13 protein-coding genes and 1 pseudogene are annotated in these 16531 nt (G+C 29.5%); all 14 read right to left on the reverse strand.

Going from position 1 to position 16531, the window contains the following annotated elements:
- Nucleotides 1-394: pseudogene (locus QK892_RS17235) on the reverse strand (sensor histidine kinase); the annotation flags it as partial.
- Between the two features lie 151 nt (nt 395-545).
- Nucleotides 546-1901, reverse strand: coding sequence for a gluconeogenesis factor YvcK family protein (locus QK892_RS17240; protein ID WP_317274784.1), 1356 nt, complete (start codon nt 1899-1901; stop codon nt 546-548).
- A complete protein-coding gene (rapZ, locus tag QK892_RS17245) occupies nt 1898-2782 on the reverse strand; it encodes an RNase adapter RapZ (RefSeq protein WP_317274797.1) in 885 nt (294 codons plus the stop codon). The genes QK892_RS17240 and rapZ overlap by 4 nt, the downstream gene beginning before the upstream one ends.
- Nucleotides 2783-2958: 176 nt before the next feature.
- On the reverse strand, nt 2959-4068 hold the full coding sequence (hisC, locus tag QK892_RS17250) for a histidinol-phosphate transaminase (RefSeq protein WP_317274785.1): 1110 nt from the start codon (nt 4066-4068) through the stop codon (nt 2959-2961).
- An 89-nt stretch (nt 4069-4157) separates the two neighbouring features.
- Nucleotides 4158-4949, reverse strand: coding sequence for a TIGR00266 family protein (locus tag QK892_RS17255; protein ID WP_317274786.1), 792 nt, complete (start codon nt 4947-4949; stop codon nt 4158-4160).
- Nucleotides 4950-4976: 27 nt separating this feature from the next.
- On the reverse strand, nt 4977-5459 hold the full coding sequence (locus tag QK892_RS17260) for an LURP-one-related/scramblase family protein (protein ID WP_317274787.1): 483 nt from the start codon (nt 5457-5459) through the stop codon (nt 4977-4979).
- 135 nt (nt 5460-5594) lie between these two features.
- Nucleotides 5595-6515, reverse strand: coding sequence for a UDP-N-acetylmuramate dehydrogenase (murB, locus tag QK892_RS17265; RefSeq protein WP_317274788.1), 921 nt, complete (start codon nt 6513-6515; stop codon nt 5595-5597).
- Between the two features lie 176 nt (nt 6516-6691).
- Entirely contained in the window at nt 6692-8560 is a 1869-nt protein-coding gene (gene uvrC, locus QK892_RS17270) for an excinuclease ABC subunit UvrC (RefSeq protein WP_317274789.1), read from the reverse strand.
- 248 nt (nt 8561-8808) lie between these two features.
- On the reverse strand, nt 8809-9357 hold the full coding sequence (locus tag QK892_RS17275; protein ID WP_317274790.1) for a dTDP-4-dehydrorhamnose 3,5-epimerase family protein: 549 nt from the start codon (nt 9355-9357) through the stop codon (nt 8809-8811).
- A gap of 357 nt (nt 9358-9714) precedes the next feature.
- Nucleotides 9715-11181, reverse strand: coding sequence for a peptidoglycan D,D-transpeptidase FtsI family protein (locus QK892_RS17280; RefSeq protein WP_317274791.1), 1467 nt, complete (start codon nt 11179-11181; stop codon nt 9715-9717).
- Nucleotides 11182-11372: 191 nt separating this feature from the next.
- Nucleotides 11373-12608 carry an FtsW/RodA/SpoVE family cell cycle protein gene (locus QK892_RS17285; protein ID WP_317274792.1) on the reverse strand — a complete coding sequence of 412 codons (1236 nt, stop codon included), beginning with the start codon at nt 12606-12608 and terminating at the stop codon, nt 11373-11375.
- Between the two features lie 10 nt (nt 12609-12618).
- Nucleotides 12619-13071 (reverse strand): FHA domain-containing protein, encoded by a 453-nt coding sequence (locus QK892_RS17290; protein ID WP_317274793.1) that lies wholly within the window; start codon nt 13069-13071, stop codon nt 12619-12621.
- 76 nt (nt 13072-13147) lie between these two features.
- Nucleotides 13148-15973: an excinuclease ABC subunit UvrA gene (gene uvrA, locus QK892_RS17295; RefSeq protein WP_317274794.1), complete on the reverse strand. Its 2826-nt coding sequence runs from the start codon at nt 15971-15973 to the stop codon at nt 13148-13150.
- Between the two features lie 152 nt (nt 15974-16125).
- Nucleotides 16126-16531: hypothetical protein (locus tag QK892_RS17300; RefSeq protein ID WP_317274795.1), on the reverse strand; the 406-nt coding region annotated here is incomplete at its 5' end.

Consider the following 16531-nt stretch of genomic DNA (forward strand, 5'->3'; position numbering starts at 1 on the left):
TATTATATTTTAGTAAAGCTATTATTAAAATAATAATAAATGCATAAAAAATTAAATGTATATACCTATATTCTTTAGTTTTTCCTGTTAAGAAAAATAATATTGTTAACAAGCTATTTTGAATAATGAAAGTAATTATTACACTTATAAACATTTCCGTCAGCACTATATTATTATCTTTCTTATCTACATACCCTATAGCAATTATTTCGGCTATTAATAAAACTATATAAACAAATATTCCATAACTTGCAGCATAATAATTATACAAAACACTGCATACTGCTACTATTATGCAGTAAAATATAAGCTTGTCCTTTTTTCCGCTATTAAACAAGCTATTATATAATAATACAGTTAAAATCATTTCTATAAATATCATCAATATATCCATAACCTACCTCCTTTTTCTCAAATATTAGATTATTTTTAACTTTAAGAATATTTTAGCAAATTTTTATATTTTTTTCCATCTTTCTTAAGAATTAAAAAATATATGTAAAACAAAAAATCCAAGGGTTATTTTTTATCCCTTGGATTTTTCATTAACTATTTTCTTTGTTTTCTCTATTTCTTCTTTCTTTTTCCTTTATCTTTTGAGAAACATACATATACTCAATTATTTTCTTTCTATCATATAATAGCTTTTTCTCCATTATAGTATCTACGAGCACTTCAGCAAGATACTCAGAATCATGCTTTACATACCCTTTTTCAATTTTTGCTAATGAAGCTTCTATAACTTCTACTCCTAGCTTTTTAAGCTCTTTACTATCTAATTCTACTAATTGAGAGTTATCTTTCAAATATCGTTCTTTTATATCTGATGGAATATCTCCTCTATTAGCAATTACATAATCAACAATACCTCTTCCACCATACTTCTTTAAAACTTTTATATGATCAGATGCTTTAAATCCATGTGTTTCTCCTGGCTGAGTCATTATATTAGAAATATATATCTTTATAGCATCGCTCTTTCTAATACTTTCAGCAATATCCTTAACTAATAGATTAGGAATAATACTCGTATAAAGACTTCCTGGTCCTAGAACTATTGCATCTGCCTCTTCTATAGCTTTAATAGCATCTTGAAGCGGAGTCGCATCCTTAGGCTCTATATTCAACTTTTTGATTCTTGATTTCTGTAGTATTGCCTCTTCTGGAATCTGTGATTCTCCTTCTATTATATTTCCATTTTCTAATTCAGCTACTAACTTCATATCCTCCAATGTTACAGGAAGAACCTTACCTGTAACAGCAAGAACTGAACTCATTTTTTGAACTGCATCTTCAAAATTTTCACTTACTCCGTCCATTGCAGCTAAGAATAAATTTCCAAAACTTTGATTTTTAAGCCTTCCATCCGGAAATCTGTATTGAAGAAGCTCCTCCATTAAAGGTTCTGTATCTGCTAAAGCTAAGATACAGTTTCTTATATCCCCTGGTGGTAGCATTCCTAAATCCTCTCTTAAAGCTCCTGAACCACCACCATCATCAGCAACAGTAACTATAGCCGTAATATTAGAAGTATAATATTTTAATCCCCTAAGCATAGTAGAGAGTCCAGTTCCTCCACCAACAACTACAATTTTAGGCCCTTTGACTAATAATCTTTTTTCATAAATTAAATTTTCCATTTTTCTACTATCTATAGAAAGATTAATATACCCTTTATTTGTTAAAGCAATTATTGATTTCATACTTTCAACAACAGATATATATATTACTAAAACTCCTGTTATATTTAAAAATATATAAAATATTTTATAATAAATATCGTAAACTCTTCTCACTGCTAATTCAGTAAACCCAAAAGCAATTAGTAAAATACCAAAAACCCCAAAGAAAAGCCATCTTTTAACTTTAATCCCAGGCTTTAACCATTCCCTTATACTCATAGTTTCTTTGCTCCTTGATGTACATCTTCCTTAATATCTCTATGTTCAATAGAAATATTATAACCTTTACTCAATAAACTTTCATATATTGCATTTGCTATAGCAACAGATCTATGTCTTCCCCCAGTACATCCTATTGATATAATAAGTTGTCTCTTCCCCTCTTTTTTATAATTAGGAATAAGAAAATCCAATAAATCATCAGTTTTTTTAATAAATCCCTTAGTTTCTTCTTGTTCTAAGACATAATTCTTAACTGGTTCATCATTACCTGAATAAGGCTTAAGATCTTGTATATAAAATGGATTTGGTATAAATCTAACATCAAAAACTAAGTCTGAATCTACTGGTATTCCGTATTTAAACCCAAAGCTTAGTATAGTTACTGAAAGTTGCTTTTTAGGTTGCTCTACATCACCATAATTCTTTGTCATTTCTTCTCGTAAGTCTTTTATTGCATATTTTGATGTATCAATTATTATATCTGCCCTATCTTTAACTTCTCTTAATCTATTTCTTTCTTCATTAATTCCTGTTATTATTCTACTTCCAGGCGCTAATGGATGACTCCTTCTACTTTCTTTAAATCTTTTCACTAGAATTTCATCAGATGCATCCAAAAATAATATTTCATATTTAAAATCTTGCTTTTTCAAATAAATTAAGCTTTCAAATAAATCATCAAAGAATATTCCACCTCTAATATCTATAACTAAAGCTACTTTATTAATTTTGCCCTGACTTTGAACACACGCTTCTGCAAACTTTGGTATTAGTTTTGGAGGAAGGTTATCTACACAAAAATATCCCATATCTTCAAGGCTTCTTGTTGCTTCGGTCTTACCTGCTCCTGATAGTCCTGTAACTATTATAAATCTCATCATGCTACCTCCCCTTGGTTTTATATATTAATTAAATTATATCATATTCGCCTTATCATTATAATAAGAAAGCATCAAATATAATATTACTTGTTTTATTATAAATTATGAATAAAAATAATATTTATTTTTCACTGTAAAAAAAGGAGAAAAGCCTGCACTATTCTCCTTTACTCTTATTTAGAATTAATATCCCTATTTTCTATTGCATCTCTTAACAGCTTACAAAACTCTATATTTTGATCTTCTGTTCCTAGACTAACTCTTATCCATCCAGGCATATCTAATAAGTATCCCGGTCTTATTATATATCCATGTCTTAATAAATATTCATGTATTGGTTTATCATCACCTTTGACATTAACCATTATAAAATTAGCTTCTGATTCTATATACTTAAGCCCCATTTTTTCAAACTCAGAGAATAAGGATTTTCTTTGTTGTTCATTAAAAAACCTAACCTTATCAATAAATTCTTCGTCCTCTATTGCAACTACCGCTGCTTTTTGTGCAAATAAATTTACATCAAAAGAGTTTATTACTCTGTTCATATAATCCACTATTTTTTCATTAGCTATTCCATATCCAAATCTTAAAGAGGCTAATCCATAAGCCTTTGATAATGTTTTTAATATTATCATATTAGGATATGATTTTATAAGTTCCAATGAATCAGGGTAATCTTCAGATGTAACGTATTCTCCATAAGCCTCATCCATAACTATTATTACATCTTTAGGAATCCTATCTAGTACCATTCCTAATTGGTCTTTTGTAAATATTCCACCTGTAGGATTGTTCGGATTACAAAGCCATATTATCTTAGTTTTATTATTAATAGCATCTACCATAGCTACTAAATCTAATCCATTATTTCTTAAAGGAACTTTTATAGCTTTCGCTCCCATAAGCTTAGTGTTGCTTTCATATCTCGGAAAAGTTATTTCAGCCATTATACTTTCATCATCTTTATCTAAAAAAACCTCGCATATTACATTTATTAAAGAATCTGATCCTGCCCCACAGAATATCATATTCTTATTTACTCCTATTTTTTTACTTAAAGCCTCTTTAAAATCAAATGAAGATGCATCAGGATACATATTCATCTCATTAATTAAATCTATCATAATACTTTTAACCTTTTCAGATGTTCCTAAAGGATTCTCATTAGAAGCTAGCTTAACTACTTTATCTATGCCATACTCCCTTTTAACTTCATCTATTGGTTTTCCTGCTACGTACTTTTCTAAGCCCTTTACTTCTTCTCTAATTTTGTATTCCATTCTATACGCCCAAACTAATGGACTCCCCCCTTGTTAATTAATTTATTGCTTAAATTAATTATATATAAGTTAAAAGGAAGTTTCTACCACTATCTCTCAAATATATTTCCAATACTTCCAAGTATGCTTCCTTCATCTACTGATCTTCCCATATTTTGCGGTGCTGATGCATATACTCTTGAAGCAAGTTTACTAAATGGCAAACTTTGAATCCACACATCTCCAGGACCTGTTAAGGTAGCAAAAAATAATCCCTCTCCTCCAAATACAGCGTTCTTTAATCCACTAACAAATTGAATGTCATAATGTACATTTTTTGTCATTGCCACTAAACATCCAGTATCTATTTTTATAGTTTCTCCAGGTACTAGACTCTTCTTTACTATAGTGCCACCTGCATGAATAAATGCTAATCCATCCCCTTCAAGCTTTTGTAATATAAAACCTTCTCCTCCAAAGAATCCAGTTCCAAGTCTCCTTGTAAATTCTATTCCAATACTAACACCTTTCGCACAGCATAAGAAAGAATCCTTTTGACATATTAGCTTTCCTCCATAAGTTCGTAAATCCATTGGTAATATCTTACCTGGATATGGAGCCGCAAAAGCAACTTTTTGCTTAAGCATACCTGAATTAGTAAATGCCGTCATAAAAAGACTTTCCCCTGTTATAACTCTCTTTGCAGCACTTCCTAACATTCCAAAAAGTCCACCACTCTTTGATTTTTCACTTCCATCCCCGAATATGGCCTCCATTGTGATGCTATTATCCATCATCATCATTGCACCAGATTCTGCAACTGCAGTCTCTCTTGGATCAAGCTCAATTTCCACAAATTGCATTTCATTTCCATAAATCTTATAATCAATTTCATGTGCCATTATTATTTACCTCCTTATATTTAATATTTAGTTGTTATTATGGAATCTAACCATATCAACCATTATTAATAATCCAATAAAAAATTCTGTATACCTTTCATCTACAACTTCAAGAAAATATCTATCTCTTCCAAATGTAAACTCTTTATCAATCTTTCCAATTGTAACTCCAGCCTTCTTAATCTCATAGTTTCTACCTAATATACTCGAGCTCTCCATAACCATAACTCCAACAGAACCTGTTATATTATATTCAGGAACCATAAATTCTTTCTTTATAGTTGCAATTTCTCTCATATCCTTATCATAAGCTATATACTTATGGGCTCCAAGTCTAATTTGTTGACTCATATATAATATTTTTCTATTTGTTGAATCGTAGATGCTTATATTTTTACCTATATCAAATTTGTCTGCCTCTGCTACAAATACTTTAATATTATTCTCGTCATATACATCAAATTTAGCCCCCAATGAAAGTAATCGTTCTTTAATATAAAATTTCCTCATAAATTACACTCCTTTTAAAGCTTTTAATTAACTCTAAATATAGTATATTATACCGTTTATTAATTGTCAATTATTTACTCATTTTTTATAATAAAAAAAAGGAAATTTAAATCAATTTAAATTTCCTTTAGTATTCTATCTTTTATCTTCACCTATAATTCTAACTTCTGGATGTAAATCAACACCAAATTGTTGTTTTACTTCATACTGTATATGAGCTATTAAGTCTAATATATCCTTTGCAGTTGCATTATTCTTATTAATTACAAATCCTGAATGCTTCTCTGAAACTGCTGCTCCACCTATGCTATATCCTTTTAACCCAGCATCTTGGATAAGCTTCCCAGCATAGTATCCTGTTGGTCTTTTAAATGTACTACCTGCTGAAGGATATTCAAGTGGTTGCTTAGACTCCCTTTTACAAGTTAAATCATTGACTATTTCTCTTATTTTTCTTACTTCACCATTAGTTAGTTTAAATCTAGCTGATAATACTATATATTTCTCTTTCATTACTATAGATGATCTATATCCTAGTTCTAATTCTTCTCTTGATAAGACTTTGATTTCTCCATCATTATCTATAACTTCTGCACTTTCAATAACTTGAGAAACTTCTCCATCATAAGCCCCTGCATTCATAAATACAGCACCACCTACAGTACCAGGTATACCACATGCAAATTCAAATCCAGTTAAAGAATTCTTTAAAGCTTCACTAGAAACATCTTTTAACATAGCTCCACATTCAGCTTCTATAGTTTCACCTAAAACTTTAATATTTTTAACTTCGTTTAATTTTATTACTACACCCTTTACTCCACCATCTTTTACTAATAAATTCGATCCATTTCCAACTACATAATAAGGTATGTTATTCTCTTTACATATTTTTATACTTTTTATAACCTGCTCTTTATTTTCAGGAATTAAAAGGATGTCAGCTGGTCCACCAACTTTAAAATGCACATAATTCTTCATTTCAGCATTAAGAATGACATTTTCACTTTTGTAAAATTCTTTAAAAAAACCCTCAAACACTTTATATTGATTCATACCTAACTCCTTATAAATAACTAACTAAGTTTTCACCTAATTTAAATAATAATTATCTCTTTGTCTTTCTTTAAATCTCAAATAATGTCTTTACATAGTATAAAATAAAAAATCTTAATAAACAACCCATTAATAGCATATTTCTTTATTATAATTGAATTGTAACCATTTTGTTACTATTTGCTCTGTTTATTAAAGTAATCTATTATACTATTTGCCGCTTTTTTGTCTATACTTGGTGTTTCTAATAATTCATCATATGTTGCTTTGCTTATATTTTCTACACTTCCAAACTTCATTAAAAGATTTCTTCTTCTCTTTTCTCCTATATTAGGTATATCTTCTAAAATTGAGTGCAATGTTCTTTTATCTCTAAGAGTTCTATGATAGGTAATTGCAAATCTATGGACTTCATCTTGGATTCTTCTAATCATTTGCATCAAATTAGAACTTCTATTAATTATAAGTTCTTCATTATTATAAATAATCCCTCTTGTTTGATGCTTATCATCTTTTACTAATCCACAAACAGGTATACTTATATTTAGCTTATCTAAAACTTCAAGAGCTACATTTACTTGCCCCTTGCCTCCATCCATCATTATTAAATCTGGGAAGCTTGAAAATTTCCCTTTTGAAAAATTAAGCTGCCTCTCTTGAATCTTCTTAATCTCATCAAGTCCATGTGCAAATCTTCTTTCCAGTATTTCTCTCATACTATCGTAGTCATTTGCACCTTTAACTGACTTTATTTTAAATCTTCTATAATCACTATTCTTAGCTCTTCCCTCTTCAAAAACTATCATTGTTCCAACAGAATCTACTCCTTGGATGTTAGAAATATCATAAGATTCTATTCTAAAAGGTAAGTCTTCTAAATCTAATAAATCTTTCAATTCTTCAAGCGTAATTCTATTAATTTCCTTTTCTCTAAAGAATTTATCCTTAAATTGCTCTAGAGTAATCTTCGCATTATTTTTAACCATTTCTAGCATATCTTTCTTTTGACCCTTTTGTGGGATCTTAACCCAGGCTTTAGTTCCCCTCTTAATTGTTAAGAAGTCTTCTATAAGCTCTGAATCTTCGATATCTGGTAAATATATAGTTTTAGGAATCTTCGCAGTTCCTCCATAAAATGAAGTAATAAAGTCTTCAATAACTTCACTAACTTTATCATCTGCTGTATTTTTAAAAATAAAATGTTCACGCCCAATAATCTTTCCATCCCTTGAAAAGAATACTTGTATGCAGCTATCAGTTTCATCTTGATAGATATTGATAAAGTCTTCATCACCTTCCATAGTCTTAAAAATCTTTTGCTTTTCAACTATTGCATCTATAGCAAGTATCTTATCTCTAAGCTTAGCAGCTGACTCAAACTCTAAATTTTTAGATGCTTCTTCCATTTCAATTTTTAATGAATTTATAATAGTTCTATCTTTACCATTAAGTATATCCATAATATCATTAATCATTTCATTATATTCTTCTTTTTTTATATATCCAGCACATGGTGCAAAACATTTTTTTATATGATAATTTAAGCAAGGTCTAACTTTCTCACCATTTTCCCTAATTAATAACTTACAAGTTCTAACAGGGAAAATTTTATTAATTAGATTTATAGTTTCATATACTGCAGTAGCATTAGTATATGGTCCAAAATACTTTGCTCCATCTTTAGCATACTTTCTAGTAACAAATACCCTAGGATAATCATCATTCGTAGTTATTTTAATAAAAGGATAAAATTTATCATCTTTTAAAGCTATATTATATCTTGGGCTATACTTCTTAATTAAATTACATTCTAAAATTAATGCCTCCATTTCTGAATCCGTAACTATATATTCAAACTCAGAAATATTCTTTACCATAACTCTAACCTTCTCTGAATGATTTTTAGAATTTTGAAAATAACTTCTTACTCTATTCTTTAATACTTTCGCTTTTCCTACATATATAATCTCACCAAGAGAATTTTTCATTATGTAAACACCAGGCTTTTCTGGCAGATTTTTTAAATGATATTCAAAGTCAAACATTTATTTTTCTCCTTATATTTTCACTATGTAATATAAATTTTATCACTAGTAAAAATATTTGCAATTAACAATATATGAAAGGAAATAAATATTATATTTATTGTGATTATGGTTTAGCTCCAGGTCACCGTAATATAATATTCATCTCCTTCTACATTGAAGGTAATAATTTCTCATTTTATTCAGAATTATAAAAATTATTCATATGTTATACTTTTTATAAGTTCTTATACATAAAAAAATCATTATTAAAATGGTGAATCAAACTCTTCAAACTTTGGCCAAGTCTCATCTTCACTTTCTACTTGAATTTTACTATAATCAAATTCCCAAGGAATATTTAAAGAATTCCAATGAATTCCTCCTCTTAAATCTCTTATAAATGGCTTAGTAACCTTATAATATACCAAGGCATGTTTATCTCCTTTAATATAATATCCATGAGCACAACCTGAAGGGATATATATTAAATTCTTATTATCCTCATTTAAGTTTACTGTCGTATATTTGCCATAAGTTTTAGAGTCTTTCCTTAAGTCTACTACTACATCCTGAATTTCTCCTATAATACATGTAATTAATTTATCTTGCTCTTCTGGAGGTAACTGGAAGTGAATCCCTCTTACTACTCCTGGCTTTGCAATAGCATAATATTCTTCTTTAAAATTCGTACTTAATCCATATATATTAAATTGAGTTTCATTAAAAACATTAATTAAGTCACAAGTACTTTCCATAAGCATAGTTGGTGTAATTAAGTAGCATCCTTCCACATCTAATTTTTTTACCCTAAACATAATTTAATTTTCTCCTTTTATCTTAAAAGTTCTAAATAAATAGTCATATTTTAATATATGACTTAAATATTTAAAGAGTGAATGATGAAAAAAGAGAAATTTTGCAAAAAGGAGGAGATAGATGTTATATTCCTTGCTCCGTCGCATTCGCTCCAAGTCGCAGTCATATAATATCTATCTCCTTCTAGACTGAATGTAATAATTCCTCATTTCATTCGGAATTATGAAAAGTATTCTTTATATTTTTATCTTTCTTCATCTTTGATTCAAGTCTTAATAGATTTACATGCATACACTTGAAAATTGAAGAAAATATTTTATAAAAAACTATTTATGTGGTTCTTTATTGTAAGTTTATTATTCTCCTAATACAGCTGTTCTAACAACTTGAGATGCTATATAAGCTGCTGATCCAGCACCATTTTCTCCTTCTTCTACTATTACAGCAACTGCGATTTCTGGATTATCTAAAGGTGCTACTGAAATAAACCATCCGTGAGGAACTCCCTCTGAACCATCTTCTAACATATAATCTGCGGTCCCAGTCTTACCTCCTGCATTTGTGCCTTCAAAAGCTGGCCATCTATAAAGATTATTTGAAACTAAATATCCCATATATTCTTTTATAGTATTTGTAATATCAGCTGATATTACATCATTCTTTAAAGCTTTATTAGCTATCTCTTTAATGGTATTGCCATCTTTATCAACAATCTCATTTACTAATTTCGGTTGCATTAACACTCCATCATTCGCAACTGTTGCAGCAACTATAGCCATTTGTATAGGCGTTGATAATACACTTCCCTGACCTATACCACTCTGAGCTATATTACCTATTTCTTCTTCATTTAATGTTGGAAATCTACTTTCTGTTATAGATAATCCAACTCCATTTATTCTTGAATTAAATCCAAATCTCTCTGCAACTTCCTTCAGTTTAGAGTTTCCCATCTCCATAGCTAAAGTACCAAAAACATAATTACTTGAAACCCTATAAGCCATTTGTAGGCTTAGATCTCCATGTACTTGATTCATATAATTACTTAATGATGTTCCATCTGGGAATTCTATTTTTCCAGTATCATGAAAAGTTTCATTTACTACATTTGGATCATATTCTAAAGCTGCAGCTAAAGTTACTGTCTTAAAAACAGAACCTGGCGGATATAGACCATTTATTGCCCTATTTAGCAACTTACTATCTACATCCACACCTGAATTTGCATCTTCAATAACTTGTTCTAAGTTACTAGGATTATATGTCGGTTTTGATACCATTGCTAATATCTCTCCAGTTTTAGGATTTATAGCTACTACTGATCCTTTTAAGTCTCCCATTGAATCATAAGCAGCCTTTTGTATATCGTAGTCTAGTGTTGTTATAATTCCATTTCCAACCTTTTCTTCATCTCTATTCTCAAAAGCACTTTTCAAATCAAAATTCTTTATTATATTTCTTATTCCATTTGAAAATCCGCTATACTTTGATAACTCACTATCGTATTCACTTTCTAGCCCTGTTAAACCAAATCTTTCATCTATATATCCTAAAGCATGAACAAATAAATCTCCATAAACATATTCTCTACTTTGGTTATATTCATCTATTCTTATACTATTTGTTAAAGCATTTTCATTTCTATCGTAAATTGTTCCCCTTAAAATTTCATTTCTTTTTGCCCAAAGTCTTTTATTCCCCGAATCATTAGCTATATCAGGACCCTTAAAAACTTGAAAATACGCTATGTATGATATCAGGGCTATAAAACAAAAAAGAAATATGACCATAATATTTCTTACGCTTTTAGCTAAATCGTTCATAAGCTCCTCCTCGCTATGTAAAAGCTGATAAAATTAATATAAAAGGAGTATCGATTTTACCTTCAATACTCCTTTTATATTATACACTAAATTTATTCCTTATACCTTAAATTTTCTAATATTTTCTGCTAACTCTCTAAGTTCTGAAATAATATTTTTATATGACAATCTACCCTTAAAATGTATATCTTTTAGTATTCATCAGAAATTTTTTGTAAAATTCCTAAAGCAAAAAACATTGTTAACATAGAACTACCACCATAACTTATTAGAGGTAAAGTGATTCCTGTTAGTGGTATTACAGTAAAAATTCCACCTACTATAACTAGTGTTTGGCAAGCTATCATCGTACTAAACCCTACTGCTGCCAAAAGACTAAATTCATCCTTCGTTAAAAATGCTATTCTGATACCTCTATAGAATAATAAGAAGTATATAATCATTAAACCTACAGCAAAAATAATTCCAAATTCTTCGCAAATAACAGCAAAAATAAAATCGCTCTCACTAGCAAATATTAATTCTGGATATCCATTTCCAAGACCTACTCCAAATAATCCACCTGATGATATAGCATATAGTCCTTGAACTATTTGATATCCTTCTGCTGTAGCATACTTCCATGGATCCAACCAAATTCTTACTCTTTTTTGAACGTGTCCAAAGACACCATAAGCTCCTAGCGCTCCGACAGCTGAAAGTCCTAAGCAAGTAAAAACATATTTTTTCTTTGATGTAGCTATATATAACATAGTTACAGATATACCAAAGAAAATAAGTGTTGATCCTAGGTCTGTTTGCAAAACCATACATGCTAATGAGAACATTACAACTAGTGCTGGTTCTATTAGTTGCTTAAAATCCTCTTTAAGTACATTTTTACTCTCATAACTCATAAGAGATGCAGATAAGTATAAAATTAAAGTTATTTTACCAAATTCAGATGGTTGGAAGCTTATTGGGCCTATATAAACCCAGTTCATAGCTCCATACGTCTCTACATTAAATATAAGTCCATATATCAATGCCATAGGCATAAATATTAAAGTAATAATCATATATATTTTTTTATACTTAGCGAAACTTTTTAAACCTGGTAAAGCAATTACTATAGCCATATATCCAATTATTCCAAATATAACCCAAATTAATTGTCTAAATGCAAAGTTAGGATCTATTCTGTAAAGTACAGCTATTCCTACAACCGCTAAGATAATTGAAAAGATAAGCATAAACTTATCTCCATCCGGACGATACCTTTTTAAAATATGATGAGATACCCCTATAATGATACATAATACAACACCTATAATTAATGCTCTTATATCAAAGGGTTTTTGTAATAAAGCTAGATTAGTAAATAAAAGTAAGCATAACAAATATATTAATTTAAGAACTCTTTTTTCTAACTTTAATGCCTTATTCATAACTTCACCTCTAATTTTTATCTGCTCTTATAACCTTAAAGGTGGCACTTCCTATTCTAATTTTATCATTAGCTCTTAACTTAACAGATCCATTAATTTTATCATCATTAATATATACACCATTAGTACTATTTAAATCTTCTATTAAAACCTCATTATTTTTCACCATTATTTTAGCGTGGTTCCCAGAAGTAAATTGATCTGTTAATTTTATCGTATTACCTTCTTTTCTTCCTATTGTTATGACTCCATTTAACAATAAAATGGATCCTTCTTCTAAGTTTGAGTTTTCTCCAACACTTAGCACTTCTATTCCATAATCCCTTTTAGCAGCAGGCTTTCTTCTTCTTCCACCGCCTTTAACGTCCTTATACATTATTTTTAGTGCATAATAAATTATAAAGTAAAGTACTATTATAAAAGCAACACCAAAAACAATTGTAGTTAGCTTTGAAAAACCCATCTTTTCACCTCAAAATTAGTATTATATTACCATTATATATTAAATGCTATATATAAAAATGACAAGCTTTCTTGGATTATCTTAACATCTTTTTAAGATATTTACCCGTATATGACTCCTCAACCTTGATTATATCTTCTGGTGTCCCAGTAGCAATTATTGTTCCTCCCTTGTCTCCACCTTCTGGTCCTAAGTCAATAATATAATCAGAACACTTTATCATATCAAGGTTATGCTCTATTACTACTACAGTATTTCCTGCATCTACTAGTCTTTGAAGTATTTCTACTAATCTGCTTACATCATCAATATGAAGTCCTGTAGTCGGCTCATCTAAAATATAAAGAGTCTTGCCTGTACTTCTCTTTGAAAGCTCATATGCTAGTTTTATTCTTTGTGCTTCTCCTCCTGATAACTGTGTAGATGGTTGACCTAATCTAATATATCCAAGTCCTACATCATATAAAGTTTCTATCTTATTTTTTATTCTTGGATGATTTTCAAAGAAGTTTAGACCTTCTTCTACTGTCATATTCAATATGTCATCTATAGATTTCCCTTTATATTTAACTTCTAAAGTCTCCCTATTATATCTCTTTCCCTTACATACTTCACAAGGTACATATACATCAGATAAGAATTGCATTTCTATCCTAATTATACCATCACCTGCACATGCTTCACATCTTCCGCCTTTAACATTAAAGCTAAATCTTCCTGGTTTATAGCCTCTCATTTTAGCTTCAGGTGTATTAGAGAATAGTTCTCTAATTATATCAAATACTCCTGTATAAGTAGCTGGATTTGATCTAGGTGTTCTTCCAATTGGGCTTTGGTCTATATCTATAATCTTATCAATATTTTCATATCCTAAAATTTCTTTATGAGCACCAACTGGATTTTTACTTCTATTTACTAGTCTATTTAATCCTTTATATAAAATCTCATTCACTAATGTACTCTTCCCTGAACCAGAAACACCTGTTATCATAGTCAATGTCCCTAGTGGGATTTTTACATTAACATTCTTTAGATTATTTTCCTTAGCACCTTTAACAGTTATAAAGTTACCATTACCTTTTCTTCTCTCATTAGGCATTTTTATTTTTTTCTCACCTAATAAGTATTGCCCTGTTATTGAGTTTTTACACTTTTTGATATCTTCTACAGTTCCAGTAGCTACTATTTCACCGCCATGTTCTCCTGCTCTTGGTCCTATATCTACTATATAATCTGCTTCTCTCATAGTATCTTCATCATGTTCGACTACTATTACAGTATTTCCTACATCTCTTAAGTGCTTAAGAGTATTTATTAATCTATCATTATCTCTTTGGTGAAGACCTATGCTAGGCTCATCTAATATATATAATACTCCCATTAAAGCTGATCCAATTTGAGTTGCAAGCCTTATTCTTTGAGCCTCTCCTCCAGATAATGTCCCAGAATTTCTTGATAAATTTAAATAATCTAATCCTACATCTATTAAAAACTTTAGTCTATTTTTTATTTCATTTATAATTTGTTCACTTATTATTGTGTCCTTTTCAGAGAATTCTATTGAATTTATATAATCTAATTCTTCTTTTATAGATAGTTTAGTAAATTGGTGTATATTCTTATCTCCTACTAAAACAGCCAAGGCTTCTTTTTTCAATCTTGCTCCACCACACTTTGGACAAGGATTGTTACTCATATATTGTTCAATATCACTCTTTATAATATCTGAATTAGTTTCTCTATATCTTCTCTTTAATGAATTTATTTCTCCATCATAAGCATAGTTATATTGAGATCTTACACCATCTTTAGTGTAAATGACCTTCATTCTCTTTCCATTAGTTCCATAAAGAATTAAATCTAATTCTTTCCTACTTAACTCTTTTACAGGTCTACTTAAATCAATATCATATTCTTCACTTAAAGCCTTTAAAATAGCAAAGGTCCATGATTCTTCTTTTAATCTACCTTCACCCCAAGTAGCTATAGCACCTTCTAATATACTTAAATCTTTATTTGGAATAACTAAATCTTCATCTATCTCCATTAAAGTTCCTAGACCATCACAATTGTCACATTTCCCAAATGGAGAGTTGAAAGAAAATAATCTAGGTGCAAGTTCATCTATACTCATTCCACACTCTGGGCATGCAAATTTTTCACTAAATAATATATCCTCTCCATCTATAACATTAATTAATACTAATCCCTCTGCAATTTTTAATGCAGTTTCAATAGAATCTGATAACCTACCTTCTACGCCCTCTTTAATCACTATTCTATCTACAACTGCTTCAATATTATGCTTTATATTCTTCTCTAATTTTACTTCTTCCTCTGCTAGCTCATAAATAGCTCCATCTATCCTAGCTCTAACGAAACCACTTCTTTTTATATTATCTAGAACTTTTTCATGTAGTCCTTTTTTACCTCTAATAATTGGAGCTAAAACCTGAATTTTAGTTCTATCCCCAAGTTCCATAACACTATCCACAATTTGATCAACAGCTTGTTGCTCTATTGGAATTTTACATTTAGGACAATATGGTTTTCCGACTCTAGCATACAATAATCTTAAATAATCATATATTTCAGTAATTGTTCCAACTGTTGAACGTGGGTTTTTGCTAGTTGTTTTTTGATCTATTGATATAGCTGGTGATAACCCTTCAATATACTCTACATCAGGCTTATCCATTTGCCCTAAAAACTGTCTTGCATAGGATGAAAGAGATTCAACATATCTTCTTTGTCCTTCAGCGTATAGAGTGTCAAATGCCAATGAAGATTTTCCTGATCCTGATAAACCTGTAAATACTACTAACTTATCTCTAGGTATTTCTAATGATACATTTTTTAAATTATGTACCTTAGCACCTCTTATTATAATTTTATCCTTCATATTATGACCTTTCTCCTTATATTTACATTTGCTCGAACAAGCGTTCTTTATTCTATTCTAGTTTTTATTATAAACCTTGTCAATTATATATTAAAGTATTTGCAAAAAAAGAGTGTAATAAACAGGCATATTTTATCACACTCTTTTTCATATTAATTTATATTAATTTCAAAACCTTCTATCTTATCTTTTGCAATAGAATCTATATCAATTTCTATAGTTCCATCACCTTCATCAAGTATATCAAAGCTAGTAATTACTTCATATATTTTATATACATTTTCTGAAACTTCAACACCATTGGCAGATTGACTGTTAAACTTATATTCATTATCTTCCCGCTTAAAATCTATTCCTTCAACACTTGAAGTTTTTAATTCTAAAATATTATTTTCATAACTTTCAAAAGTAGTATTATATTCATTATCTTGAACAAGGTTATTATTTAAATCTACTATTACTTTTTTATCATACTTCTTATCATAAAAAATATTATCCACTTTAAATTTAATATTAGTATCTTTAATTTCACCTTCAAATTCTATATTATTATTTCCA

Source organism: Clostridium lamae, from assembly GCF_033043255.1.
GTDB lineage: Bacteria > Bacillota > Clostridia > Clostridiales > Clostridiaceae > Clostridium > Clostridium lamae.

Excerpts from the sequence above, each read along its gene's own strand:
- uvrC (WP_317274789.1), bottom strand. The coding sequence starts at position 8,560 with ATGTTTGACTTTGAATATCATTTAAAAAATCTGCCAGAAAAGCCTGGT.
- QK892_RS17280 (WP_317274791.1), bottom strand. The coding sequence starts at position 11,181 with ATGAACGATTTAGCTAAAAGCGTAAGAAATATTATGGTCATATTTCTT.
- murB (WP_317274788.1), bottom strand. The coding sequence starts at position 6,515 with ATGAATCAATATAAAGTGTTTGAGGGTTTTTTTAAAGAATTTTACAAA.
- QK892_RS17290 (WP_317274793.1), bottom strand. The coding sequence starts at position 13,071 with ATGGGTTTTTCAAAGCTAACTACAATTGTTTTTGGTGTTGCTTTTATA.
- QK892_RS17255 (WP_317274786.1), bottom strand. The coding sequence starts at position 4,949 with ATGGCACATGAAATTGATTATAAGATTTATGGAAATGAAATGCAATTT.
- QK892_RS17260 (WP_317274787.1), bottom strand. The coding sequence starts at position 5,459 with ATGAGGAAATTTTATATTAAAGAACGATTACTTTCATTGGGGGCTAAA.
- hisC (WP_317274785.1), bottom strand. The coding sequence starts at position 4,068 with ATGGAATACAAAATTAGAGAAGAAGTAAAGGGCTTAGAAAAGTACGTA.
- uvrA (WP_317274794.1), bottom strand. The coding sequence starts at position 15,973 with ATGAAGGATAAAATTATAATAAGAGGTGCTAAGGTACATAATTTAAAA.
- QK892_RS17275 (WP_317274790.1), bottom strand. The coding sequence starts at position 9,357 with ATGTTTAGGGTAAAAAAATTAGATGTGGAAGGATGCTACTTAATTACA.
- QK892_RS17285 (WP_317274792.1), bottom strand. The coding sequence starts at position 12,608 with ATGAATAAGGCATTAAAGTTAGAAAAAAGAGTTCTTAAATTAATATAT.
- QK892_RS17240 (WP_317274784.1), bottom strand. The coding sequence starts at position 1,901 with ATGAGTATAAGGGAATGGTTAAAGCCTGGGATTAAAGTTAAAAGATGG.
- rapZ (WP_317274797.1), bottom strand. The coding sequence starts at position 2,782 with ATGAGATTTATAATAGTTACAGGACTATCAGGAGCAGGTAAGACCGAA.